The sequence below is a fragment of the Psychrobacter sp. K31L genome, assembly GCF_017942195.1.
Classification (GTDB): Bacteria; Pseudomonadota; Gammaproteobacteria; order Pseudomonadales; family Moraxellaceae; genus Psychrobacter; species Psychrobacter glaciei.
In genome coordinates, this window is the sequence record NZ_JAGKSC010000004.1 from 227,068 (window position 1) to 251,899 (window position 24,832).

A 24,832-nucleotide genomic window follows, 5' to 3' on the forward strand; every position below is an offset into this window, starting at 1 on the left:
ATGCAACAGCTAACCACTTACCGTAACTTGCAAGTATTTTTAGTATTAATGGCAGTGATAGGAATGAGTTTTGCGCTGTTCTATTTACAGCGCCATCTGGGTCTATCACCTTGCCCACTTTGTATTTTTCAACGTGTTGGCCTCATAGTAATGGGCGGTTTTGCCTTAATATCAGCACTGTTTAATCCAAAATCTAAAGTGGTAAGACTCATATTATGGCTTGGTAGCTTAGCAGGTATTGGCTGGGCGACTGCGGTTGCTGCGCGTCATGTCTGGTTACAACATCTACCTGCCGATCAAGTCCCTTCGTGTGGTCCAGGTCTGAACTATTGGATGGACACCCTTCCTATTCTGCAAGTGTTTAAAGAAGTTTTTGCAGGCTCTGGCGAATGCGCCTCTGTCGACTGGACACTTATGGGCTTAAGTATTCCTGAGCAATCACTGATTCTTTTTAGTATTCTATTAATCGTACACGTACTGATATTGTGGCGTATCATCCGCCCTACCGCAGCTGTTCGTCGTGCTTAATGATAACTGAAGCGATTGACGGTTCAATAAAACGGTAACCCTTTATCTTTTCATAAAATGGCAACTCTCTAGATATAGAGGTTTGCCATTTTTTTATTCTTTCTTTATCGTCATTACTAATTCTAAACGCCCTTGTTCACTGCATTCACTGCCCCTTCATCCCACTTATCCTCTTTATCATACCGCTTGATAACAAAAAGTCCACATAGGCATCTGTGATGCTTTGATATTGTATGACAGCTTATGTGCACAGTTGGCATAAGGATATGCTTTGGCTATCCTGTCATTAACTGCAAGCCATTGCCTAATAAGCACCATGTCCAATAAGCTTAACCCTATCATTGATCGATACCAACCGATAAACGCATACTATCAGCGCCTAATGCTGATTTAGTCTCGGTAAGCTTGTCCGCTTTTGTCCCTGATAATAGCGCGAAATCGATCTTAACTGACAATACTCGTAACGTTTCTAGAATCTATATTAAAAACTGTTTTTGGTATGCCATGATATATCTTACGTCTATTTTCTCTACTACTTCTAAAACCATAAAACGCTCTGGTCGACTGCTGTTAGCGGTGCCCATCTGTTTGCTACTTCTCGGTTGCGACAGTTCTTCGTCTACGACTAATAAAGGGGTGAGCACTAAAGTTGCCCCCGTCGATAATGCGGAGCGCTCTGATCTGCAAGGGGTCGCCGATGACTCGCAAGACAATGAGCAAGCGAACGCTGATGCGCTGGCTAATGCAGATACTGGACAATCCCTTATTAGCGCCGCACAGCCCACTGGTGACACGCATGCACGTAGCGCACCGATGATTTCAGAGTCAAATAATGATAGTGCGCTACAAGCTACATTGATGGGCGATTATGGTGGTATGGTTCCTTGCTCGTCTTGCGACAATATCGACATTACTCTGAACTTGTTTGCTGATGGCTCAGTACTAAAAAAGAGCCTCTATAACAATGCTGAGCCGCCGCGCCAGCCACTGCTTGAGTCGGGTATCTATAGACAAGACAATGATACGATTACGATTGTTTATGAAAGCAAAAATATCGAAACTTACCATATCCAAGACAACCATTTGGTGATGATAGATGAGTATAAAAAACCTGACAACGACTACACGCTGTCACGCAAATAAAAAAGCAGCGGCACAAAATATTTAGGGCATGTTGAACAGCCATAAATAGGCGCTTTCAATACCATCGTCGAAGGATCAAACACACCCTAATATCGCGGCATCCAATGATGCTAAGTAAGCCAAACCATCCGTTGAATGACGCCTATCTATCAGGCGTTTTTTATTGGTCATCCAACAGTGTTTACTTTACAATAAGCCCTTGTCTGCCCTCCTGATTGGTTGGCGATTACTTTTAGTTCTTGCTACAGCAATATAACCAGTAATAGCGACATTTAGGTTAAGTGTGTCCTAAAAAGCCACGGTTGATATCGGTAACTTTTGGGATAATACTGTATTTTTATTCTTTTCATTTAAGCTCGCACGGAACGTCTATGCATATTCATATTCTTGGTATTTGTGGTACTTTTATGGGCTCGTTGGCCTTGCTGGCGCGCGAGCTTGGACATACGGTCACAGGCTCAGATGCCAATGTCTATCCGCCGATGTCCACCCAACTTGAAAACGCGGGCGTGACCATTGAGCAAGGCTATCTGGTGGCGCATTTGCAACCAGCGCCAGATTTGGTCGTCGTTGGTAATGCCATGAAGCGCGGCATGGATGTCATCGAGTATATGCTGGACACGGGTCTACGCTATACTTCAGGGCCGCAGTTTTTATCTGAGCAGGTATTGCAATCGCGTCATGTGATAGCCGTTGCTGGTACTCATGGCAAAACCACGACGACGACCATGCTCGCTTGGATATTACATTATGCAGGTATCGACACTGGGTTTTTAATCGGCGGTGTGCCACTTGTCGATACCACTGATGAGCGTTTACAGCAGGTCTTCGCTCACAGCAGTTATTTGGGTGCTGACAAAATTGATAATGACGATTCGGCAAATACTGGCTATTTTGTCATTGAAGCAGATGAGTATGACTCTGCATTTTTTGATAAGCGTTCAAAGTTCGTTCATTACCGCCCGCGTACGGCTATTTTAAATAACCTTGAATTTGACCATGCGGATATTTTTGCGGATCTCAATGCTATTCAGACCCAATTTCATCATATGGTGCGCATGATTCCGAGCACTGGTAAAATTATTATGCCCGCGGCGACTGCTAGCTTAGAGGATACATTGGCAAAAGGCGTTTGGACACCCGTTTGGCGAACCACCGTGCTCGATTCAGCAGCAAACACTATCAATGTAGAAGATGAGCATTTAGACAATAACAGCGAGTGGCAGGCTGAGCTTATCAGCGAAGATGGTGGTCAGTTTAGCGTAAGTTTTGTTGCTGACGCTGCTGATAAAGACGCCACGGGAGTCGTCGACTGGTCGATGAGCGGCATTCATAACGTGAATAATGCGCTGGTGGCTGTTGCGGCAGCTTATAATGTTGGTGTGTGTGTCAAAACGGCTTGTGCTGCATTGTCTGCCTTTGCTGGTATTAAACGTCGCATGGAGCTGATCGGTGAGGTAAATGACATCTTAGTCTTTGATGATTTCGCCCATCACCCTACTGCCATTACCACTACGTTAGATGGTGCCAAAAAGAAACTGGCGAACAGACGTATTTGGGCCATCATTGAGCCACGTAGTAACACCATGAAAATGGGCATTCATCAAGACAGCTTGGCTGAGTCCGCGGCTCTCGCCGACTATACCCTATGGTATGAGCCGACAGGACTAGAATGGGGTCTAAAAGACGTCATTGATAAGGCCACTGCTACAAACTCTACTATGGGCAACCAACAAGTGCTCTCTAGGGTCGATGCCATTATCGAACATATCGACACGCATGCAACAGCTGGTGATGCCATTGTGATTATGTCTAATGGTGGTTTTGAAGGTATTCATCAACGCTTATTAACTACGCTACATAACAAGGCTACGTAAAAAAGCTATGTAAAAAGGCCACGTAACAAGGCCACGTAACAAGGCTATGTAAGATGTATCAATGTGCTAATTGATGACACGCCCTAGCTAGTGCAGATTTGGTTTTGAATAAGAGCGTTGCTTATTATGAATGAGCAACGCTTTTTTATTATCAGACTTTTTGATTACTTTGGGATGTCTCAGCATTTGCAATAGCCATAACTCATAAGTCATAAACTATGAGCTACGTTTGCGACTTCGCTACCTTCTTAACCTTTCATTTACTTATCCTACGTGTATCTTAGCAAATCGAGGGTTTTCCTCACACAGCTCATACACTGGTAACATTTCGCGCTTACCTTTAGTTCTAGACAGTCCCTACAATGTAGTTATCGAAATTAATAAACGAATTAATAAATAACATATAATTGATAATAAATTTAGGAGAATGATATGAGCTTTATTTGGATGATTATTGTAGGTTTGGTTGCAGGTTTATTGGCACGAGCTATCAAGCCAGGTAGCGACCCTATGGGTTGGATAATGACCATTGTATTGGGTATTGTTGGTGCTTTAGTAGGTGGATTCTTAGCCGGACTAATCGGTATAAATGCTGATGGCGGTTTTACTGGTCTAATATTCTCAGTAATTGGTGCCATAATCTTGCTGTTCATCTATGAGATGATTATGAGCAAGCGTCGTATCTAATCACGTTTAATGTGATATACGATTGACAAAAAAAGGTCTGGCGATAAGCGAGACCTTTTTTATTGTCTGGCTGTATTGCGCTTATCCATAGCGACATAAACACAGCGATATCAACAGGTGGCATTGATAAGCATTACTTTTGTCCCCATTTATCTTATAATAGCTCCACTATTTTATATTTATTATTGAGGTGAGCCGTATGGCATTACTCCCTATCTTAAGCTATCCAGACCCGCGCTTACGCACCCTTGCAAAGCCTGTCAAGGAAGTCACTGCTGAAATAAAAACCTTAATCGCTGATATGATTGAGACCATGTATGATGCCCAAGGTATTGGTTTGGCTGCCAGTCAAGTAGATCGTCATATTCAGCTCATCGTTATCGATTTGTCAGAAGACAAAAATGATCCTAAGGTTTTTGTTAACCCGAAAGTCACGCCATTGGTGGAAGAAAAGCAACCGTACGAAGAGGGTTGTTTGTCTGTACCTGAAGTCTATGACAGTGTTGAGCGCCCAAACAAAGTGCGTATTGAAGCCTTAGATGAGAATGGTGAAAAAATCGATGAAGAAGTAGAAGGCTTACTTGCCGTCTGTATTCAGCATGAAATGGATCATTTGAACGGGGTCATATTCGTCGATTATTTATCACGTCTCAAACAAACTCGAGCGCGTGACAAAGTTCGTAAAGTGCTTAAAATACGTGAAAAACAGGGCGAGCAATCCGCTGAAAAACAGCCGCAAACCACCAATGCTTAATACAACCCGCCTTTAGATCGTTTGGGGCTTTTTGCTCGACCATTCTAAAGCAGCGCTATTTTTTATTATCCACCACATATTGTTTTTATTAGAGGTTTCCTACCATGACCATGATCAAAATTGACCAATATTTTGACCCTGCCGGCTGGCAGAAATTCACCAAAGCTGCCGAAGGTCGCGAAACCCCATTTTTAGTGGTGGACCTTAGCCGTATCAAAACCAAATATCACGAAATGGTTGGTTTCTTTCCGAATGCCAAGTTGCATTATGCGATGAAAGCCAGCCCTGCAGTTGAGGTCATTAATTTACTGGCCGAGCTTGGTTCAAACTTTGATTGTGCGTCCATTTATGAGCTTGACCGTGTCCTTGACTGCGGTGTTGAGCCATCGCGTATTTCTTACGGCAACACCATCAAAAAAGCAGAACATGTCAAATATGCATTTGAGAAAGGCATTGATTTGTATGCGACTGACTCAGAAGCCGATCTAAAAAATATTGCTAAGCATGCCCCTGGTTCAAAAATCTTTGTGCGTATCTTAGTACAGGGCTCTGAGACCGCTGAATGGCCATTATCACGCAAGTTTGGTTGTCATCCGAATATGGCGATTGAGCTGTTGATTCAAGCCCGTGATTTGGGTCTGGTGCCTTATGGCATCTCGTTCCATGTGGGTAGCCAACAAAAAGACGTTGCCGCTTGGGATGATGCCTTAGCCAAAGTTAAATATATGTTTGACTGGATGAAAAACGAAGAAGATATTAAGCTGCAAATGATTAACCTAGGTGGCGGCTTTCCAGCCAACTATATCAGCGAAGTCAATCCGGTAAAAGTCTATGCTGAAGAAATCACTCGTTATTTGACGGATGACTATAATGACGAAGACATGCCAGAGATTATCCTAGAACCCGGTCGTTCATTGGTTGGTGGTTCAGGGGTGCTGGTCAGCGATGTGGTGCTTATTTCGCGTAAGTCGAACACCGATTTGACGCGTTGGGTATACACCGATGTGGGCTTATTCCAAGGCTTAATTGAAACCTTGGGTGAAGCGATCAAGTATCCTGTTTATACGCCTAAGATGGAAACGTCAACCAGCGAAGGTACGGTCGTGTTAGCCGGTCCAACTTGTGATTCAACGGATATCATGTATGAAGAAGCAGGCTATCAGTTGCCAGAAGAGCTGGAAATTGGTGATAAAATCTTTTGGCTAACCACTGGCGCTTATACTAACTCGTATTCGTCTGTTGAGTTCAATGGTTTTCCACCGTTAGAAGTGATTTATATTGACTAGCATTTCGTCAGTATTATTTAAAAAAAGCGCGGTACTGTGATTCGCAGTGCCGCGCTTTTTTATGTCAAAAACAAGATTAATCCATGCAATGCTATTGCACCATTATCCAGATTGGCATGCTGTTAGTATTATTCATAGCGCGATTACTTGCATAAGTTGAGCGTTGGGTTTGGCTATTCTGTGAAATCTGACCGATAGTCACCCACTGTCCACGTGGCACGATAATAGTACTATCTAAGCGCTGACCTTGAATGGCTTGATGGCTATTTTGATTATAAGACGCATTAGAACGCACGAGCCTCTCTTCAACTTGTGATAACTGCACTTCGACTTGACCATTGGCAAGCAGCCTTGGCGTAACGGCAATACCTTGCGTCGTTGGCAATAATACTTGCTGCTGAATAATAATCTGTCCCGACGGGCGATTATAAGTTGGGTACGTATTAGTCTGAGTCAGCGCATAGAGCGTGCCTGTGCTGATACTCGCGGCACTGCCTGACAGCGTTTGTACTTGATATAAATTATTGCCTTGCTGTTGACTGTTGCGCTGGTTAATCACGCCTGCGCCTTGAATACCGCGATTGGTGATAATAACTCGCCCTTGCTGGATGCTACCTTGGGTACTGCTATTATTGCCCACACGCACAACGACCGTTAACGCTTGTGGTTGGCGGTCAATTTTGCTCAATAGCTGCTGTATTGCTTGATAGTTGGCGGCAGTCGTGCGGAGTACCAGCTTATCCTGATAGGTTGCAACCGTGCCGCCATCGCGACTGGTATTTAGCTGCTGACGGACTGATGGCAATAATGCATCGCCACCATAGGTATGAATGACGTAGGTTTGGTAAGTGGCCGCTTGTACGGTGGCTGGTAAGATAGCTATGATTACGCTAAAGGTCAGGGTAAATGCTGTTTGACGTACGTAGCTAACACTTTTGAGAGAAGTCAAAGCGCTACTGAGCTTAGCTTTTATAGTCAATTTAGCCTTATTCATACGCCTATCCTCACCACTATTCAGCATCCATCAAACCAGCAATCAAGAAGCTATAATCACTCAAACATTAGTCATTAGTCATTAGTCATTCAAATTTTAGTCATTTAGACCCAAAACATCTTGCATATTGTATTGCCCAACTTTTTGCTTAATAACCCAAGTTGCGGCACGTACAGCGCCAGCAGCGAAGGTCATCCGTGCGCGCGCGCGATGGGTAATCTCGACGACTTCACCGTCAGCAATAAACATCACGGTATGATCACCAATGATTTCACCACCGCGAATGGCATGAATACCAATAGTGCCTGCTTCGCGCTCGCCCGTTTGCCCTTCACGACCATAAACGGCAACGTCTTTTAAGTTTTGTCCACGTGCTTCTGCGACCGCTTCTGCCATCATGTAAGCCGTACCCGATGGTGCATCGATTTTATGCTTATGATGCGCTTCAATGACTTCTACATCTGCATCATTGCCAAATGCTTTTGCCGCCATGCCGAGCAATTTTAATGACAGATTAACACCTGTTGAATAGTTGCCCGCGTAGACGATGGCAATTTTTTCACTTGCCGTTGCCAATACTTGCTCTTGTTGCTCATTGAAGCCAGTCGTGCCGATGACCATCGCCACATCGTTGGCCGCGCAAATCTGCATATTTTGTTCAGTCGCATCAGGCAAACTAAAATCAATCAGCACATCGATGTCATTTATCACTGTCTGCAAATCATCGACAATTTGTACCTCTAAACGTCCGATAGCAGCGACTTCGCCCGCATCCGCACCCACAAGGCTAGATCCTTGGCGTTCAATCGCGGCATTAAGCGTGGTTTGCGTGTTATCTTGTACGGCTTCAATGAGCATACGCCCCATACGACCGCCAGCACCGATGACACCGACTTTGATGGCTTCTTTGTTTGCGCTAGTGATTACTTGCTCAGTTATCTGTTGACTCATATTTTTATCCTAAAAATTTTATTATTAATAGATCAATTTCTGAATGCTATTTGTCGTAAGTTTAGCAAATATCACCGCCTGAATGGTTTTTTATACTTCCAATAAAAACCCCCAGTGTTTCATGTGAAACACTGGGGGTTTTTATTTAGTCATCCAATCAAACGAGTGATTGAAACAACTCACTTAATCGAATAAGTCACCAATCTTTTTGAAGAATGATTTTTTATGCGGTGACTGTTGATGCTTGCTATCACCGTCGAGCGTATCTTGGAATTGACGTAACAGGTCTTTTTGCTCGCGAGTCAAATTAACTGGCGTCTCGATGACCACACGGCAAATCAAATCACCTTTCATGGTCGTACGTACTGGCGTCACACCTCTGCCGCGGACACGTAATAATTTACCACTTTGCGTCCCTTCGGCGACCTTGATTTTGACTTTGCCATCTAGGGTTGGAATCTCAACTTCTTTACCCAATGCCGCATCGGTAATGCTCACTGGCACGTCCATATAGAGATCGGCACCTTGACGGGTAAAGACATTGTGCGGTTTGACGCGTACTTCAACGTATAGATCGCCATTTTGCACACCTGCCCCGCCAGCTTCACCTTCGCCCGATAAACGGACGCGATCACCATCATCAACGCCTGCTGGGATAGATACTTCTAACGTGCGTGATTTGTCTTTGACGCCATTACCATGACAGTCAGAACAAGGGTTTCTAATCTGTTTTCCAGAGCCGCCACACTGTGGGCAAGCTTGCTGAACGGCAAAGAATCCTTGCTGCATACGAACTTGACCTTGACCATGACACATCTGGCAAGTCACGACATCAGAGGCATTTTTTGCACCCTTACCATCGCAAGTATCGCAAGGTGCAGGCGCGGTAAAGCTGATTTCTTTTTTACAGCCGCGTACCGCTTCTTCTAGGGTCAGCTCTATGACATAACGCAAGTCTGAGCCGCGACGTGAACGTCCACCGCCGCCGCCACGTGATTGACCAAAGATATCGCCAAAGTTACCAAAGATATCGCCAAAGATGTCTTGGAAGTTGCCGCCACCAGCACCGCCAGCGCCGCCCATGCCATTTTCAAAGGCTGAATGCCCCATCCGATCGTAAGCAGAGCGCTTGCTTTCATCGCTAAGCACTTCATAAGCCATGGACGCTTCTTTAAACTTGTCTTCGGCATCAGGATCATCAGAATTGCGGTCTGGATGATATTTCATCGCCAGCTTGCGGTAAGCTCGTTTCACTTCCTTACTATCAGCGGTTTTATTGACACCTAATACTTCATAAAAATCGCGCTTACTCATGGGCTCTCCTATCGTCTTTACAGTGCCGCCTGCTGGTCGATTCACCAAACCAAATCAACTATCGCCTTGTTTCTGTACTCGATTGTTCTGTTAGGTTTCACATGAAACATAGCAGAACACGAGCGAATGGAAGCAATAATGGTATGAATCTTATAAGCGAATACGGCGGGATGCTGCTTAGCCAAATCAATTATTAAAAGTTTGCGCTATTTATGGAGATAGCTGAGTAATTTATCAAGCTTTGACCTCATGAAATTACCGACTCGCTAGGTTTGGTCAGATCAAAAAAGATTTTGGTAGTAAATGGACAAAGCTTTTTATACCCGCCCAAGGTTAAGTCGTGCTAATATTTAGCGCCATATTGATGCCGATTAAGTTTGCGATAAGGTAAGAATTTTTATGAAAAAACTGCTGGTTTTATTGATCATAATTGCTGTGACCATCTATGCGGGCTCACCTTATTATAGTGCTTATCAGCTCAAAAACGCTTACGATGCCAAAGACGGTGCCGCTATCGCTGCCGCCATTGATTATGAGCAGCTGCGTCCAAGTATCGAAACTCAATTGACCGATCAATTTGCCAATACCATGACTCAATATCCATTGGTTGCTGAGCTGGGCGGTGCGCCGTTAACTGACGCAGCCAATGGCTTTATCACGCAAGCAGTTGCTGGTGCCATCACCCCGCAAAACATCGAAAAAGTCATCAATACTCAAGGTCAAGCCAATAGCGCAACAAAAGAGCTAGCCGCTGCATGGGCTATCGCGAGCAATCAAGTCGACCTCAAAAACCTGATTCAAAACTTAATCATCCAGCGCGGCGATGTCAATGCAGTGGTTCAAAACCAGATGCAGCAAATCATGAAAAAACAAGCAGCGGAACTCGAGCAGCAGGCGGCACAAGGATCAGACAGCGACAAGCCGACATTGAGCTATTGCGGTATTAATTGCTTCACTATTAGCGGTCAAGTAAAAGGCTACCCGCTCACGATAGAGATGCAGCGCGACGGTCTGATTCATTGGAAAATCGTTGATATCGTGTTGCCTTAATACGCCTAATTTACTATTGCACTATCTTAGAAGTGAGATTGTCATGCCAACTCAAATAAGACCTCAGGGCATTCGCGCTCAATCTGACGCTCGTCCTCCAATCACGTTGTTAGATGGTGGAATGGGACGTGAGCTTGAACGGCGCGGTGCGCCTTTTCGGCAGCCTGAATGGTCGGCGCTGGCATTGAGTTTGGCACCAAAGAGCGTTCGTGATATTCATTTAGATTATATAAAAGCTGGTGCTACTGTCATTACGGTCAATAGCTACGCGGTGACCCCTTACCATTTAGGCGCTAAATTCTTTAGTGATGGCGAACAGCTGATAGAAACGGCCGCCAAGCTCGCTTTTGAAGCTGTACAAGAAAGCAAAAAGCTTATTAGCATAACCTCTATTGCCAGTGCTGCCCCTATAATAGCCCCTGTAAAAATCGCTGGTTGTTTGCCGCCATTGTTTGGCTCTTATCGACCCGATTTATTCGACCCAAAGCAAGCACCAGTGATAGCCCGTCCATTATTAGCCGCGCAAATAGCTTATGTGGATATTTGGCTGGTGGAAACCCAAAGCAGCATTATAGAAGCGACAACATGGCAGCAGTTGATTACCGAATTTACAGAGAATGAAAACGAGGCGACGCCAAAACCTATTTGGATTGCCTTTACGCTAGACGACAGTCAGCTAGACATCACTGATAACAGCAGCGAAGCAAACCCAGTAAATACACCCACGTTACGCTCTGGCGAAACAGTAGCAGAGGCCGTTCGCACCATGATGGCTTTGGATGTGGCGGCAATACTGTTCAACTGTAGTCAACCTGAGGTCATGGATTCAGCACTGCAGGTCGCCAAAGCCATTGTCAACGAAGCAGGAGGCACGCAACAACTTGGTGTCTACGCCAATGCCTTTGCTTCCAAGCAAGTCCATAAGCAAGCCAACGCTCAATTGCGCCAAATACGCACAGACACCACACCTGAGCATTACCTAAAATGGGCCACACTTTGGCAAGCATCTGGCGCGGATATCATCGGTGGCTGCTGCGGGATTGGCGTCGAGCACATTGCCTTACTTGCCCAGCATATAAAAGATACACCGTAAAAAAGTGACGCTGGTATTTATACTACGAGCTATCTTAAAGTTCTCACAATCGCCATACACAACGCCACCCTAGCTGGATAATCTATAGCACTGCTGTGGTTGCGCCCGCAGCACGTTCAATTAATTGCGCCACTGGCGCATCGGGGCTCAAGGTGCCAAAGGTTAGCCCGTGCTCACCTGCAATACGCGAGCGGCAAAATTCTGTCGCGATGTCTGTATGATCTCCCAGCAGAAAAATCGACGCCTGTAGCATCAATGCCAAGCGCTCAATCACATAGCGACTTCGAAACTCAAGCGTCTCAAGATCCTCGAAACGTGCCGCCAAGCATTTAAGTTCGGCATCATAATGCGCATTCTTGCCAGCAGCATTTTGCAGTTCGGCGAATAGAGCTTCGCGCGTTTCTGGCTCTTTGCGTAAGGCGCGTAGTACGTCAAGGCACTGCACATTGCCACTGCCCTCCCAGATAGAATTCAATGGCGCTTGCCGATAAAGGCGTGGCAAAATGTTCTCTTCTACATAGCCGATACCGCCTAGACACTCCTGCGCTTCATTGATTAATACGGGTGCGCGCTTACATATCCAGTACTTGCCAATGGCGGTCGCAATGCGTGCCAACGCAGTCTCATGCGGATCTTTGCCGCTCATTTCAACCGCGCGAGCAACGCGCATGGTCAGAGCAACGGCGGCTTCAGACTCCAACGCCAAATCCGCCAATACATTGCGCATCAAAGGCTGATCGACCAGCAGTTTGCCAAAAGCCTCGCGCTGGCTGGTATGATGAATCGCTTGCACAACGGCTTGGCGCATCTGCGCTGACGAGCCAATCATACAATCCAAACGGGTTAACGCTACCATCTCTAAAATTGTGACGATGCCGCGCCCTTCTACACCAACCAATTCACCGAACGCACCATGAAACTCGACCTCGGATGAGGCATTAGACCAATCGCCCAGCTTATCTTTTAAGCGCTGTATCCGAACCGCGTTGCGCGTACCATCGGGCAAAAAGCGCGGTACTAAGAAACAGCTAAGACCGCCTTCGGTCTGTGCCAGCACCAAATGCGCGTCACACATCGGCGCTGAAAAAAACCACTTGTGACCGATGATCTCATAGCTTCCATCCTTTTGACGAAGCGCTCTGGTGGTATTGCGCCGTAGGTCTGAGCCGCCTTGCTTTTCAGTCATGCCCATACCGATAGTACAGCCCGTCTTTTGTTCCATCGGCAGGCTACGTGGATCATATTCTGCTGATAACAGCTTGGGCAACCATTTTTCTGCCAGAGCTGGTGCATGGCGTAGCGCAGGAATCGCTGCATAAGTCATCGACATCGGGCAACCAAAGCCTGCATCCGCCTGCGAGCCAAGATACATCACCGCCGCCCGTGCCACATGCGCCCCTTCACGATTTTCATGGCGCCAAGCAAAGCTACTCATGCCGTATTCCATCCCAGCTGCCATCAGCTCATGATAGGCAGGATGAAACTCGACCTCATCTATCCGATGACCATAGCGGTCAAAACTGCGAAGTGTAGGAGGATTTTCATTGGCAGCAAAACCACTATCAATCAAATCGCCACCAGTACGAACGCCAAATGCGCTCAGATGATCCTGCGCCCATGATCCGCCCTCGCGAGCAACCGCTTCCATCAAGGCTATGTCGGTCTGCCATGCATTATAATTTTCTAGCGCAACCGGCTGATTGCACACCTCATGTGTATTAAATTGATTCATTATCGACAACATCCTTATTTGATAGATCGCTTTGGCTTGTACCTTCCATAGTACAATGTTAATATTACATATGAAATCAAATATTGTCAAAAATAGTAATACTTCTTGGCCAACGCCGCGTCTTCTCCTTTTGCGACTACTGACTGTAGCGGATGAGGAAACTTTGACGGCTGCTGAGGCCGTTCGTGCGGGTGCGCTATTTGATATGACCGAAAATAGCGTGCGCGTGACCATAGCACGGCTGACGCAAGCGGGACTGGTCGAGGCAGTCGATGCTGCTATTTATCGCTTGGGTGCTGAGGGGCAAAAACTGGGTGCTGATGTAGCGGCATGGTCGACGGCTGATCAGCGCGTGACAGAGTGGGACAACTCATGGATTGCTGTTACCACGGGCGGCCTACCACGTAGCGACCGTAAAGTGCTCCGCGCCCGTGCTCGCGCGCTTTCTTTGTTAGGTTTCCGCGAGCTGCAGACCGGTCTTTATCTGCGCCCCAACAATCTATCGGGCGGCGTCGAAACCATACGCGCGCGACTGTTAGATCTCGGCTTAGGAGAGGAAGCCGCCGTCTTTAAAGCCAGCGCCTTTGATAGCGTTCGACAGGACAAGGCGTTGTCACTCTGGTCCGATATGCAGCTGGAAGCAAGCTATAAAGAAATCTCGCAACGGTTGCATGACTGGTCGGCTGCTAAAGATACACTACCGCGTGATACTGCCTTACGTGAAGTCTATATGCTCGGTGATTCTGGTATCCGCAGTGTGATTTTTGATCCATTGCTGCCTGCACCACTGGTCAATGAGCGCGCACGGCAACAGTTTTTTGATACCGTCAGGCATTTCAATAGTGAAGGTCGTCGCCTTTGGTATGCGTTTTTTAAAGAAGGTAACTTATAAAAAAGGTCATTTTAAAAGTAACTTATGAAAAATAACTTATGAAAATTGACAGACGATAAGTTACTTGATGCCCAAAAACTCTAAAAATTCAGGACTCTCAAAGCTCGCTTGGTAGAGTACGCCATCCTCACGGTAAATAGCAGGCGTGGCTATGACTGCCAGTCCCGCCGCTTTTTCGCGATTGGGCGTCACATAATCAACATTACAGCTGGCAGCGGCTGGCGTCATTTTTCCACTTAGCATGGCTTTATTAAGGGCTTTGCGACGGCTGTCCTCATCAGCTTGACACCAGATACCACGCATTTGCGCAGGTGACTGCTCATATATCGGATAGGCGATGGTTTTTACTGTGACGCCTTTGGTATTGAGCATAGGAAATTGTTGATGTAGCTTACGGCAATAAGGGCAATTGACATCGGTAGCCACATAGATAATGGCTTTTTCTGCGCTGATGGCTGGATAAGTAATCAATTGCGACTCATCTAAAGCGGCAAACACCGATTGATTTTTGCGTTTTTCAAACGTTTCATCAAGCCCAATAAACTGACCGTTTTCGATGACGGATATCTCACTGTCAGTGATGTACTGCGCATCGTCCGATAGTAAGAAAGGCACTCCTTCTAGCGTTGCTCCCCAGATAACGCCCGGCACTGCCGTATAAAAGAAAGGCGTTTTAGCGCTCATATTCTTCAGCGCACTCATATTGGCAAGTAACGATGATTTGACGGCAGCACTAACTGGCTTGCCTATTTGGTCACGATTACTGCGTACTGGCGTTTTGGTTACTACGCGCTTGCTGGGGTTTTTCTGTAGCTCGCCTTGGATGACATAGCGGCCATCCTCAGTGATATGCAATGGCAGCTGTCCTGCTAGGTTGACTTGATACATATTGGGCAACTTAGAAGGCACAATTGAGGTTATCTGCGTCTTAATCCCTGCTTGCGTTAGCAACTGGCGCAAGCGCTTGTCCACCGACTGGCTTACCGTGCCAGCGGCTGGCGTGGTTTGCGCGCTTGAGCTGATTTCATCATTAGTAGCATCAGTGGCGCTCGGCTCGGCACAAGCTGTCGTCGCCAATAGTATCGCGCTCATCAAACCAGCAGACTTTAATAAAAATTGTTTCACGGAGACAGTCCCATTTGTTATAAAAGAAGTGTTTTAACAGACGTGTTTGGCAAGTTTCTCTAACGAGCATCCACTTCATTATGCAAAAACATAGATTAAAAAGATAACGGGACTTTAGCATATGCGCTAACTTTGACAGCGATTAAAAGGCCAAATTTGCAAAATTGCTACTGAGCTTTAAGAGACAGGCAATACAAATATAGATAGGTCAATATAAAAAGGATAAAGCGAGGCTGGGATAATTTTTTGCAGCCTCTGTCGGCATAGGCACAGCAAGCAAGCAAGCAAGCAAGAAAAATTTGTACCAGCTTCATGCGTTATATCGTGTATCTACTTTATTCATTATCGACTATAGCTGAAAGAAATAACAGGCAGCAAAAAAGCAGCGCACTTTAATAGTGGCTGCTCACGTTAAATCTTATTTTCGCGACTTATCTTAAAGTTCAATAAGGCGAAAATTTAGAATTTGGCAACTTCTTCTTCGGTTAAGAAGCGGCTATCGCCTTTATCGAGACCGTCTAAACTGATATGGCCGATACTGGCACGATGCAGCTCCGTCACTCTATTGCCAAAGTAGCCCATCATCCGTTTGACTTGATGATATTTGCCTTGCTCTAGGGTCAGACGGGCATGCGTCTCATCCATGAACTCAAGGACGGCAGGTTTGGTCTCTTCGTGATCGCCCTCTAGTAGAATTCCTTCAGCGACTTCTTTGACCGCATTTTCTTGCGCTGCGCTATCCATCGCATCAGCTAAAGTCAGCTCATAAACTTTGGCATGCTCGTGCTTGGGGCTAGTGACACGGTGCAACCAGCCGCCATCATCACTGATGAGCAAAGCACCCGTGGTATCGACATCCAAACGCCCCGCGATACGTAAGCTACCCAATTCTGGTACCGAAATCAGCTCGGTGACGATGGGGTATTCTTTCGCTTTTAAGGTACATTCAAAGCCTTCAGGCTTGTGCAATAGGATATAGCGATTGCCCGCCGCGACCGACAGCGGCTCGCCTGCCCACATGACATCATCATTGACGATATCGACATGGACGCCAGGATCTTTGATTATCTGATCGTTGACCGTGATTTCACCCGCGTGCATAATCTTTTTGGATTCTTTGCGCGACAGCTCGGTGGCCTTACTAATAAATTTATCTAAACGCATACGATTGACTACCATCAGTGTTATGTTACCACTTCCAACCCTGCCGCTAACGGGATGAACTTAACGAAATCGCTAATTCTATCCGCCACACCAAGGCTACTAGATTAGCACTTAGGCGCGACTCGCTCGTTATCTTTAAGCGTGAGAAATGGTACTATAATGAAAAATTAAATGAACACTGCACCCAATATGGCGACAGTGAAAGTTAGACAAGTTTACCATATCCTACCTAGACCTGATGAAATATGAGCTATCAAACGCTAAAACGTGCCGTCACTGCGCGCCTAGAAATCAAGAAATCTGATTTTATCGCTTATGCCTATCCAGTGCATTCACGCGAGCAAGCAATGTTTCACGTGGAACAGCTGCGTATACAATATGCCGATGCCCGTCACTACTGCTGGGCCTACATCATTGGCGACCCCGATAACACCACCAGTGCAGGCTTCGACGACGACGGCGAGCCAAGTGGCACCGCAGGACGTCCGATATTAAATGTCCTACAACACAAATCTATTGGCAACGTCATCATCATCGTGGTGCGTTATTTTGGCGGGATTAAACTGGGCGCTGGCGGTCTGACCCGTGCCTATGCAGGTTCTGCGCAAGCGGCGGTCGACCAGATGACCTTAAGCCCTTATGTAGCCATGAGCCAAGTACAGATACTCGCAGAGTTTGCAACCGAAGCGCAATGCCGCTATGTGGTCGAGAGTCTAAACGGCAGTATCGATGAGGTCACTTATAGTAAGCAAGTCACCCTGACTGTGACGCTTGCTGAGGCAGATATTGAGACTTTAAAAGAACGCCTTGCGATGGATGGACGGGTGTTGGATGACTCTTAAACTCTTGATGATTTTGAGTATCCATGCGTTCACTGAAAACCATTGGTTTTCACCATTGCTAGCGTTATGATAAGCCATTGCTTTTCAATGATAATTAAATAAGACCACCCTATGTCAACTTCAAAATCCACCAAACCTTTCTCACCCGCCCCTTTTAACCCCCCATTTTGGCTGACCAATCCGCATCTGCAAAGTATCTTGCCCAAGTTTTTTGCGCCAAAAACACCGAAGTATCGTCGGATGGTGATGCAAGACTCACTAGGTGAAACCGATATCGCTTATGACTTTTATGATGCGCATCCTGTAAAAGCAACCGAAAATGGCGAGCGTGAACAGACACCTTTAATTGTGCTGTTCCATGGCATGGAAGGCAGTAGCGACAGCCATTATGCGCGCGCTTTAGCGTATCAAATGCATGCACAAGGCTGGCATTTTGTGGTGGCGCACTTTCGCAGTTGTGGCGGTATTCCAGCCAATGGTCGAGTGTTTTATAATGCGGGTGATACCAATGAAGTGCATCACGCGCTACAAAATCTCAGCGAGCAATACGCCAATGTTTATGCGGCTGGGGTATCACTCGGTGGTAACGCTTTGGCAAAATACATGGGCGAGTATGGAGATAAAGCCATTTGCAAAGGCTCGGCAGTCATCTCTGCGCCCGTCGATATGTCATCGGCTGCGCTGAGTATGCACAGCTTTTTGAGCCATCGCATCTACACGCCGTACTTACTCAACCCAATTATCAAAAAAGCGTTGGCAAACGACATTACCAAAGAAGAAATCGATGCGATCAAAGCGGTCAATCGTATCAGCGACTTTGATGATATCTTCACCGCGCCGCGTCATGGCTACCGCTCCAACAATCACTATTATCAATCTTCTTCTGCCCTCCCGTATTTGATCAATGTTACCAAGCCTTTACTATTAATCAGCGCCAAGGACGACCCTTTTATTGGCTTTACCGCCACGCCAAATGATGTGTCTGACAGCGTCACCATCCTCGACACTAAGCACGGTGGTCATATCGGCTATCTGCGTTATCGTTCAGACAAAAAACAGTCACAGAGTGAGCAGGCAAAGGGTAAAAAAGCCAAAGCCTCAAAATTCGATATCAATTGGATACCCGAAACCGTCAGTGCTTATTTCAACTCTATTGGCGTACCTTCTAATAATAAATGATAATCTGACACGCCAAATCCTACCTTTTAACTTTTGAGACTGCTCTATGTATCCTTTTCTTCGCTATGCCAGTACCATCGCCTATGCCGCGCTGCAAGTAAAGAGGGGCAATACCTTAACGTTTAAAGATACCAGCGAGATTAAGTTGCGCTGCCGGTTGTCAGATATTGATAACTTCCTTGAGATGAATAATGGGCGCGTGCTAACCCTCTATGACATGGGGCGTACGGACTTTGCAGTACGCACCGGACTGGGCAAACAGCTGTTAAAAAATCGCTGGGGCTTGGTGGTCGCAGGCAGTACCATTCAGTATCGCAAGCGTATTCGCGCCTTTGATAAAGTAACGATGAAAACGCACATTGCAGGCTTCGATGAACGCTGGATGTATATCGAGCAGTCGATGTGGGTCAAAGGCAAACCCTGCTCGTCTGCCCTATTACGTACGGGCGTGACCGAAGGCGGTAAAGTCATCGAAACGGCGCGTGTGCTTGCGGCGTTAGATCAGTCTGACTGGGAGCTACCGCCAACTGGTTATGTCGCTGAATGGATTGAAAGTGACAGTGATCGTCCATGGCCACCGATAGGCTAAGTAACTTAAGCAATACTATTTGATAACAATACAATATATAAGAAAGTATAATAAATGATAGTCTATTAGTCAGTCAGTTATTTACTATGACAAAACGCTAATAGGAGAACCATATGATTAACTCAACAGATTATGTCGGTACATTATTTGATAATAGTGAATCAAACCCAAGCAAAATCACCCTAGCATTCACGATGGCAGGCGTGGCGCTTAAAAAAGGTCATTCTGCCTCAGTGATATTGATGGTAGATGCGGTACATTTGGCATTGCCGAACGCTTTAGATGACGTCAATATTGGCGCGCCATTTGAACCTGCTGGCGAGTTGTTAGAAGCCTTTATCGAAAAAGGCGGTCAAGTATTGGTCTGTAGCGCGTGTATGAAACATGGTGGCGTAGAAGAGTCGGCCATTGATAAACGCTTCACGGTCATCAGTGGTGATGATGTGGTTGAGCTGCTGATGAATGCGAAAGGGTCATTGCAGTTGAGTTAAACAGTAAGCAAAGTTAGTTTTAAAATTAAAAAGTCATAGTTTAGTTTTTAAGACTAAACTATGACCTTTATTTTATCTAAACGTACTTAACGCGATACTCCTCAACTTTTTGTATTATCTCATCTACTGTCCCTTGTAGCTCTGAACCCATACGCAGGTATTCTTGATCACGTTCATCTTTTAATAAAGATACTGTGGCGTAGTAGAGAGGCTTAAGCTCTTCTTTCAAATCGTAGCTGGTAAATAAATTTAACGTCATTTCTATTTGATTTTTTGAAAGAAGCATTATAACTATATCTTCGAAAAAGATATTTAAATTATCCTCTATATTTATTTTTAGTAATTCAGAGAGGAATCCAATTTCTTTCAGCCTTTTAACGAAAGCTTTAAATTCATTAAACTCTTCGCACCATAGCATATAGAGAAGAATAATATGTATTACCGATATCTCACTAGCTTTATAAGAAAGTCTCATTATGACGTCTAGCAAAGCATCATACACAATTTCCTTATATTCAGAAAAGTCATTATAGAAAATAATATTGACTAAATAAACCACCTCTAAATGTGAATAATTGACCTTTTCTAGAATTTTATTGAAGAACTCAGCAGGCTTAATCTTACTGTTATCAACTAAATATAATTTATGGCCGCTTTCTATACAATCTCTTATAGTCATAGTTCCAAAATTATTTTCTAAAAAACAGTAAGCCTCTTCTATATTTCTAGAATCAAGAAGAGCATCTATTTCGCTTGCTACCTTGACTGAATATTCATTTTCAAAACCTATAAATTGAGTATTATCTACATTGGTTATTTGCCTTATAATTCCTTCTTTTATATCTAAATCAATTTTTTCAGAAGCTAAAAGAGCATTAAAATACATACTACCTGACTTAATATTTTTAGTTTCAATGTTAAAAGCCGCTTCAATAAACCTCGAAGACAACTCTCTCACGTCACACCAACTCTCTAAAAACCTAGTAAGCCATAGAACACGACGCTTATCTGTCTGATTGCCATAGCGCATCAAGTACCAAATATTAAAAAACCGTTCTTTAACAATATAAAGATGGTTCTTAGTGCTTGTCTCAATTTTATCTACTATCCACTGCTGTTGTAGCTTCACCAACTGCGCAGATACGGTCTTGCTTGGCAAGCGTGTTTGTTCCGAGATTTCTTTAGTACTCAGCGCATCCCAATTCATGGCTATGGTATGAACAATCGCTTTTTGTTGGCGTGATAAGTCATCCATTCGATGTTTATACAAAGGTGTGGTTTTATCTATAGTTTCCTCTAAATAAGCGTAACTACTCTCTTTCGCCCCTTCCATAATAATTTGAAATAGCAATACAATAGTACGGGGTACGCCATCCGTTAAACGTCTGACCGCTTCAATACGTTCAGGGTGCTCAGTAATAATTTCTTCAATCGTTTTGATCGCTTCTTCACCAGTTTGTGTCGCTAGAGAGCGCAGTAGTTCGTGCATCTCTGTTTCATCTATTGACTTAAGGTTTATCAGTTTAAAAAACTGGTAGAACGGAGCCGATACATCGAAGTGTGCTTCTAGTGATTGACTTGAACCACCGATAAGACGAATATACGGATGAAGACTCAACACTTCACGCAGTTGAGCATGCTCAACTTTATCAAAATCCTTAAATAACTCTCCTAGGTTATCGACAAAAACGATAATTTTTTGCTTATTTTTATCTAAGTAATATTGTATAAGCTCCCAAGCAACTACCGCATCATCGTCTAAGCTCAAGACTTGTTGAAACAGCTCTGAATATAATTGAGCATCATATTCTGCTAGCTTTTCAGCAATACGTAGCCAAAAAGTAAATAGCGATAATATACCGTACTCTTCTTCATTCAATAAAATAGGTATCAACCATTCGCTTAACTTCTTGTCTTCTGCAACTTCATAGGAAAGACGAGATAATAAAGTAGTTTTACCTGCGCCTCTTACACCTTGAATAAGATAATGGGTCTCTGGATGAGTCATTTTACTCGTTTGAATATCCTTCCAGATGCGTTGGTATTCTTTTTTGCGAATACTAAAGCCTGCTTTTAGTAGCTGAGCATCTATATTTTGCGTGTTATAAAGTAAGACTGAATGGCTTTTTATATTGTTATTTTCCATAACGAGTCCACCAACGTTTTAGTAAAGGAGAAGTAAATTGATAAGTACTATCTTCTGATTGATAAAGATAACCATCGTGTAAAAGGCAGTTAATGACATATCTACTATTCATTTGATCTTTAAAGTCAATATGTTGCGACAGGTTAAATAACTCTCCATGAACCACGCTAGTATCTGTTTTGCTTACCAAATCTAAAACCTGTTGAGCATAATGGCGTTCAATTTTTTCTAGACGGTTTAATCTATCACGCCAATGAGAAAAGACAGTTTTCATTGCTGGACTAAATAAACTATTGATAGCTACCTTTACATCACTATGCTCGATTTGACGTTCTTCTTCATCAAATATTTCAATAAGCTGCTCACATACCAATCCTAAATAGTAGGGCATATTCCAACCTACTTCATCAATGATTGCTTGCTTAATCTCTATATCTAGAATAACTTCTGAACAATGCTTATTAATGTAAAAGTCTATAAATTCTACTGCTCGATCGTCTTTAAAAGGACGAACACTCATATTCACCAACATATTAATTAAGTCAGTAACTGCCAATTTTTCTGCTAATGTATCTAACCCTATCGAGCCTGTTAAGATAAATTGTACTTTTTCGTTGAACTCAGGGTCTTGACACAGTGCGCGAATACCAGATAAAAACTGCTCTACGCCTTTTCTTCCATGTTCATCAAATATTTTTTCCAGTACATCAGGAAATTCATCAATCGCAATAATGATGGTCTCTTCACTTAATTTTAGACTCTCATACAGCACATCTCGAATCATTTCATGAGTAATTATTTTGGTCTCACCTTTTTCTTTACCTAACCCAGCTTCGATATTCGTTGGACTAACTGACAAACTAAAATTAATACCTTTTGCCCACTCTGAGAGCTTATCCTTTATCTTTGCAGATTTTTTAATATGGTCGGAACGGTAGATTTCACGTAGCATTTTTTGATAAAAGCTTTGCTCATTATCGCAAGCTTGCACGAAAACATATATGACTGCATAACCTGATTTAGGTTGGTCTTTAATATGAGTAATCATTGAAGATTTTCCTACTCGTCTAGGTGCAAGCAGTAGAACATGAGCACCATCTGACAAATGTCTCCATAGTTTTTTTTCATCAGCAGGTCTTGGAAAATAATTATCGCCTGTCACTATATTCCCTGTGCTCATTTTTGTGTCCTTATTTAACTGCAATTATGTAGTCATAATACTTAACTACAAAACCGTAGTCAAATATTTTGACTACAAAACTGTAGTCAAAACCGACATCCATATTCAGCAACTAAATACACATTATCTAACACGCACGCCATACAGCTTTGCTAAAGTAAGTCATGAAAATTTTCTAATAATACTATTCCTAAAAATCAGAGTAGCAAGGAAAACGAGTGCAAGTACTACATTTGGTAGACTAAGCGAGTTTGACACCGCTAATCGTATTTTTGGGTTTGGTATAAAATAAAAAGGCGGCCCATCATGACCTTACTTAACACCCTTGATTTAACCTACCCTATCGTTCAAGCGCCCATGGCAGGCGCAACCACCCCTGAGCTGGCGGCGATGGTGAGTAACTTTGGTGGACTGGGGTCGTTAGGGAGTGGGACGACGGCACCAGATGTTTTGCATGATCACATTAATAGCCTTAAATCGCTCACCGATCGCCCTTTTATGATCAACCTAATGGTGTTATCTGAGCACGACTCTAATACCTTGGATAGCAAAATTCCTACTTGGTTGAGCCAGTACTATCAAGTAAATGATATAGACATGGCGCTACCTGAACGCCCAGCGCCAAACTTTGCAGAGCAACTACAAGTGCTCTATGACAATCCTGTCCCTGTTGCCAGTTTTACCTTTGGCATTATCAGCACCGAACAAGTGCAGCGTTTGCAGAGTCTAGGTACGCGCGTCATCGGTACTGCCAATCATCCATTAGAAGCGAAAGCATGGGCAGAGGTTGGTGCAGATGCGGTATGTGTACAAGGGGTCGAAGCGGGTGGACATCGCGGTGGTTGGTTAGCGCAAAGTGAAAATGATCCATTGGGATTATTGACGCTGATCAGTCAAACGCGTGCATGTACCGATATTCCGTTAATCGCAGCAGGTGGCATCATGACTGGGCAAGACATCAAAGCGATTCAAACCGCGGGTGCTGAGCTGGCGCAAATCGGTACGGCTTTTTTGACCACCGATAAATGCGGTATCAATGATATCTATAAGCAAGCGCTACTCGATGCCAGTCAAGATAAGCGCAGTGCTGAAACGCGCTTGACGAGACTGTTTTCAGGTAAGCAGGCACGTGGTTTATTGAACGATTATCTACGTGACTTTGCACAATTTGAAAGCGCGCATGAGCTGCCGCCTTACCCGCAATTAAATGCGATGACCAAAGTTTTACGTGGCCATGCGACCAATAATCTTGACTCAGAGCATCAGTCTTTATGGGCAGGACAAGGGGTCGCTTTGGTCAGACAAGAAAGAACGATTGAGTTGTTAGAGCGACTGGTGAAGACGTTATAGTGTGATTGACGTCAGTTAGGTTCTAATCCAGCATTTTAATTTTGCCATTTTTTAATAGGGTCTGTTGAACATTCAAATGTGGCATTGGCGGTGGCTATTTTTTAGACAATACGCAGTGAAATTTTTGACGCCTAGTCATTCTAGGTTAGACAATTTCGCCATGTATTGGCAAAAAATAGTCCCGCCCCGAAGGTCTGATGCTAAAATCACCCCAAACGTTGTTATAAACCTAGCTAAGGTCTCGACATTATCGTCGGTTTACGCCTAGTTTGGTGCAATTTTAGCGATCAGCAGTCCTAATATTTGAATGTTCAACAGACCCTACTTTTCAGGGTTAAAAACCCAGCTTACAATAGCTAAATCTCAGGCCTTACTATATCCAGTGGATTCACTTTAAAACAGATGCAGTACGACTAGGATGAATTTTTCGTAGCCTCTGTGATATAGTCAAATCACTCAAATTAT

General features: G+C 44.3%; 22 protein-coding genes. 14 read left to right on the forward strand and 8 right to left on the reverse strand.

Annotation, left to right across the window (positions count from 1 at the left end; translation table 11 throughout):
- The 6 genes from J5X94_RS08620 (at position 1) to J5X94_RS08645 (ending at position 6,275) form a co-directional block, all read left to right on the forward strand.
- Complete coding sequence (locus tag J5X94_RS08620) at positions 1-528, forward strand: disulfide bond formation protein B (RefSeq protein WP_010197670.1); 528 nt, start codon at positions 1-3, stop codon at positions 526-528.
- Positions 529-1,032: 504 nt separating this feature from the next.
- Positions 1,033-1,671: a copper resistance protein NlpE N-terminal domain-containing protein gene (locus J5X94_RS08625; protein WP_210540962.1), complete on the forward strand. Its 639-nt coding sequence runs from the start codon at positions 1,033-1,035 to the stop codon at positions 1,669-1,671.
- A gap of 371 nt (positions 1,672-2,042) precedes the next feature.
- Positions 2,043-3,548 carry a UDP-N-acetylmuramate:L-alanyl-gamma-D-glutamyl-meso-diaminopimelate ligase gene (gene mpl / locus J5X94_RS08630; protein WP_210540963.1) on the forward strand — a complete coding sequence of 502 codons (1,506 nt, stop codon included), beginning with the start codon at positions 2,043-2,045 and terminating at the stop codon, positions 3,546-3,548.
- A gap of 432 nt (positions 3,549-3,980) precedes the next feature.
- The gene (locus J5X94_RS08635) at positions 3,981-4,235 is read left to right on the forward strand and encodes a GlsB/YeaQ/YmgE family stress response membrane protein (RefSeq protein ID WP_010197661.1); all 255 of its coding nucleotides are present in this window, start codon (positions 3,981-3,983) and stop codon (positions 4,233-4,235) included.
- 199 nt (positions 4,236-4,434) lie between these two features.
- Positions 4,435-4,989, forward strand: coding sequence for a peptide deformylase (def, locus tag J5X94_RS08640; protein ID WP_201589135.1), 555 nt, complete (start codon positions 4,435-4,437; stop codon positions 4,987-4,989).
- Between the two features lie 110 nt (positions 4,990-5,099).
- Complete coding sequence (locus tag J5X94_RS08645) at positions 5,100-6,275, forward strand: type III PLP-dependent enzyme (protein WP_010197659.1); 1,176 nt, start codon at positions 5,100-5,102, stop codon at positions 6,273-6,275.
- A 91-nt stretch (positions 6,276-6,366) separates the two neighbouring features.
- On the opposite strand, the gene J5X94_RS08650 is transcribed toward J5X94_RS08645, so the two are convergent.
- The 3 genes from J5X94_RS08650 to dnaJ form a co-directional block, all read right to left on the reverse strand.
- Positions 6,367-7,269 carry a hypothetical protein gene (locus J5X94_RS08650; protein WP_194620558.1) on the reverse strand — a complete coding sequence of 301 codons (903 nt, stop codon included), beginning with the start codon at positions 7,267-7,269 and terminating at the stop codon, positions 6,367-6,369.
- A gap of 96 nt (positions 7,270-7,365) precedes the next feature.
- Entirely contained in the window at positions 7,366-8,220 is an 855-nt protein-coding gene (dapB, locus tag J5X94_RS08655) for a 4-hydroxy-tetrahydrodipicolinate reductase (protein WP_210540964.1), read from the reverse strand.
- A gap of 183 nt (positions 8,221-8,403) precedes the next feature.
- A complete protein-coding gene (gene dnaJ / locus J5X94_RS08660; RefSeq protein WP_189583758.1) occupies positions 8,404-9,534 on the reverse strand; it encodes a molecular chaperone DnaJ in 1,131 nt (376 codons plus the stop codon).
- A 399-nt stretch (positions 9,535-9,933) separates the two neighbouring features.
- Between dnaJ and J5X94_RS08665 the strand changes: the two genes are divergently transcribed.
- The gene (locus J5X94_RS08665; protein ID WP_189583761.1) at positions 9,934-10,584 is read left to right on the forward strand and encodes a DUF2939 domain-containing protein; all 651 of its coding nucleotides are present in this window, start codon (positions 9,934-9,936) and stop codon (positions 10,582-10,584) included.
- A 43-nt stretch (positions 10,585-10,627) separates the two neighbouring features.
- A complete protein-coding gene (locus J5X94_RS08670; RefSeq protein ID WP_210540965.1) occupies positions 10,628-11,677 on the forward strand; it encodes a homocysteine S-methyltransferase family protein in 1,050 nt (349 codons plus the stop codon).
- 82 nt (positions 11,678-11,759) lie between these two features.
- Here the strand turns inward: J5X94_RS08670 and J5X94_RS08675 are convergent, their stop codons facing one another.
- A complete protein-coding gene (locus J5X94_RS08675) occupies positions 11,760-13,409 on the reverse strand; it encodes an isovaleryl-CoA dehydrogenase (protein WP_228293210.1) in 1,650 nt (549 codons plus the stop codon).
- Between the two features lie 70 nt (positions 13,410-13,479).
- Here J5X94_RS08675 and J5X94_RS08680 point away from each other — a divergent pair, with 70 nt between their 5' ends.
- On the forward strand, positions 13,480-14,301 hold the full coding sequence (locus J5X94_RS08680) for a PaaX family transcriptional regulator (RefSeq protein WP_210540967.1): 822 nt from the start codon (positions 13,480-13,482) through the stop codon (positions 14,299-14,301).
- A gap of 60 nt (positions 14,302-14,361) precedes the next feature.
- Here J5X94_RS08680 and J5X94_RS08685 read toward each other — a convergent pair whose 3' ends face one another.
- Together J5X94_RS08685 and J5X94_RS08690 are read right to left on the reverse strand one after the other, a co-directional pair.
- Positions 14,362-15,426, reverse strand: coding sequence for a disulfide isomerase DsbC N-terminal domain-containing protein (locus tag J5X94_RS08685; protein ID WP_210540968.1), 1,065 nt, complete (start codon positions 15,424-15,426; stop codon positions 14,362-14,364).
- A gap of 459 nt (positions 15,427-15,885) precedes the next feature.
- Positions 15,886-16,590: a pseudouridine synthase gene (locus tag J5X94_RS08690; RefSeq protein ID WP_210540969.1), complete on the reverse strand. Its 705-nt coding sequence runs from the start codon at positions 16,588-16,590 to the stop codon at positions 15,886-15,888.
- A gap of 245 nt (positions 16,591-16,835) precedes the next feature.
- On the opposite strand from J5X94_RS08690, the gene J5X94_RS08695 reads away from it, so the two are divergent.
- The 4 genes from J5X94_RS08695 to J5X94_RS08710 all read left to right on the forward strand — a co-directional run bounded on the left by J5X94_RS08695 (position 16,836) and on the right by J5X94_RS08710 (position 19,691).
- Positions 16,836-17,432, forward strand: coding sequence for a YigZ family protein (locus J5X94_RS08695; RefSeq protein WP_210540970.1), 597 nt, complete (start codon positions 16,836-16,838; stop codon positions 17,430-17,432).
- Positions 17,433-17,543: 111 nt separating this feature from the next.
- Complete coding sequence (locus J5X94_RS08700) at positions 17,544-18,611, forward strand: YheT family hydrolase (RefSeq protein WP_210540971.1); 1,068 nt, start codon at positions 17,544-17,546, stop codon at positions 18,609-18,611.
- Between the two features lie 46 nt (positions 18,612-18,657).
- The gene (locus J5X94_RS08705; RefSeq protein ID WP_210540972.1) at positions 18,658-19,200 is read left to right on the forward strand and encodes an acyl-CoA thioesterase; all 543 of its coding nucleotides are present in this window, start codon (positions 18,658-18,660) and stop codon (positions 19,198-19,200) included.
- Between the two features lie 113 nt (positions 19,201-19,313).
- On the forward strand, positions 19,314-19,691 hold the full coding sequence (locus J5X94_RS08710; protein ID WP_210540973.1) for a DsrE family protein: 378 nt from the start codon (positions 19,314-19,316) through the stop codon (positions 19,689-19,691).
- Between the two features lie 76 nt (positions 19,692-19,767).
- On the opposite strand, the gene J5X94_RS08715 is transcribed toward J5X94_RS08710, so the two are convergent.
- Complete coding sequence (locus J5X94_RS08715; RefSeq protein WP_210540974.1) at positions 19,768-21,837, reverse strand: hypothetical protein; 2,070 nt, start codon at positions 21,835-21,837, stop codon at positions 19,768-19,770.
- The gene (locus J5X94_RS08720) at positions 21,827-23,017 is read right to left on the reverse strand and encodes a hypothetical protein (RefSeq protein WP_210540975.1); all 1,191 of its coding nucleotides are present in this window, start codon (positions 23,015-23,017) and stop codon (positions 21,827-21,829) included. Before J5X94_RS08720 ends, J5X94_RS08715 begins: the two co-directional genes overlap by 11 nt.
- Positions 23,018-23,323: 306 nt before the next feature.
- On the opposite strand from J5X94_RS08720, the gene J5X94_RS08725 reads away from it, so the two are divergent.
- Positions 23,324-24,367 (forward strand): NAD(P)H-dependent flavin oxidoreductase, encoded by a 1,044-nt coding sequence (locus J5X94_RS08725; RefSeq protein WP_210540976.1) that lies wholly within the window; start codon positions 23,324-23,326, stop codon positions 24,365-24,367.
- Positions 24,368-24,832 lie beyond the last annotated feature (465 nt).

Bases quoted from the DNA above. Each gene is read 5' to 3' on its own strand.
- J5X94_RS08690 (WP_210540969.1), bottom strand. From the start codon at position 16,590: ATGCGTTTAGATAAATTTATTAGTAAGGCCACCGAGCTGTCGCGCAAA.
- J5X94_RS08680 (WP_210540967.1), top strand. From the start codon at position 13,480: ATGAAATCAAATATTGTCAAAAATAGTAATACTTCTTGGCCAACGCCG.
- J5X94_RS08665 (WP_189583761.1), top strand. From the start codon at position 9,934: ATGAAAAAACTGCTGGTTTTATTGATCATAATTGCTGTGACCATCTAT.
- dapB (WP_210540964.1), bottom strand. From the start codon at position 8,220: ATGAGTCAACAGATAACTGAGCAAGTAATCACTAGCGCAAACAAAGAA.
- def (WP_201589135.1), top strand. From the start codon at position 4,435: ATGGCATTACTCCCTATCTTAAGCTATCCAGACCCGCGCTTACGCACC.
- J5X94_RS08625 (WP_210540962.1), top strand. From the start codon at position 1,033: ATGATATATCTTACGTCTATTTTCTCTACTACTTCTAAAACCATAAAA.
- J5X94_RS08620 (WP_010197670.1), top strand. From the start codon at position 1: ATGCAACAGCTAACCACTTACCGTAACTTGCAAGTATTTTTAGTATTA.
- J5X94_RS08650 (WP_194620558.1), bottom strand. From the start codon at position 7,269: ATGAATAAGGCTAAATTGACTATAAAAGCTAAGCTCAGTAGCGCTTTG.
- J5X94_RS08705 (WP_210540972.1), top strand. From the start codon at position 18,658: ATGTATCCTTTTCTTCGCTATGCCAGTACCATCGCCTATGCCGCGCTG.
- J5X94_RS08675 (WP_228293210.1), bottom strand. From the start codon at position 13,409: ATGAATCAATTTAATACACATGAGGTGTGCAATCAGCCGGTTGCGCTA.
- J5X94_RS08710 (WP_210540973.1), top strand. From the start codon at position 19,314: ATGATTAACTCAACAGATTATGTCGGTACATTATTTGATAATAGTGAA.
- J5X94_RS08645 (WP_010197659.1), top strand. From the start codon at position 5,100: ATGATCAAAATTGACCAATATTTTGACCCTGCCGGCTGGCAGAAATTC.
- mpl (WP_210540963.1), top strand. From the start codon at position 2,043: ATGCATATTCATATTCTTGGTATTTGTGGTACTTTTATGGGCTCGTTG.
- J5X94_RS08695 (WP_210540970.1), top strand. From the start codon at position 16,836: ATGAGCTATCAAACGCTAAAACGTGCCGTCACTGCGCGCCTAGAAATC.
- J5X94_RS08715 (WP_210540974.1), bottom strand. From the start codon at position 21,837: ATGGAAAATAACAATATAAAAAGCCATTCAGTCTTACTTTATAACACG.
- J5X94_RS08700 (WP_210540971.1), top strand. From the start codon at position 17,544: ATGTCAACTTCAAAATCCACCAAACCTTTCTCACCCGCCCCTTTTAAC.
- J5X94_RS08720 (WP_210540975.1), bottom strand. From the start codon at position 23,017: ATGAGCACAGGGAATATAGTGACAGGCGATAATTATTTTCCAAGACCT.
- J5X94_RS08670 (WP_210540965.1), top strand. From the start codon at position 10,628: ATGCCAACTCAAATAAGACCTCAGGGCATTCGCGCTCAATCTGACGCT.
- dnaJ (WP_189583758.1), bottom strand. From the start codon at position 9,534: ATGAGTAAGCGCGATTTTTATGAAGTATTAGGTGTCAATAAAACCGCT.
- J5X94_RS08725 (WP_210540976.1), top strand. From the start codon at position 23,324: ATGACCTTACTTAACACCCTTGATTTAACCTACCCTATCGTTCAAGCG.
- J5X94_RS08635 (WP_010197661.1), top strand. From the start codon at position 3,981: ATGAGCTTTATTTGGATGATTATTGTAGGTTTGGTTGCAGGTTTATTG.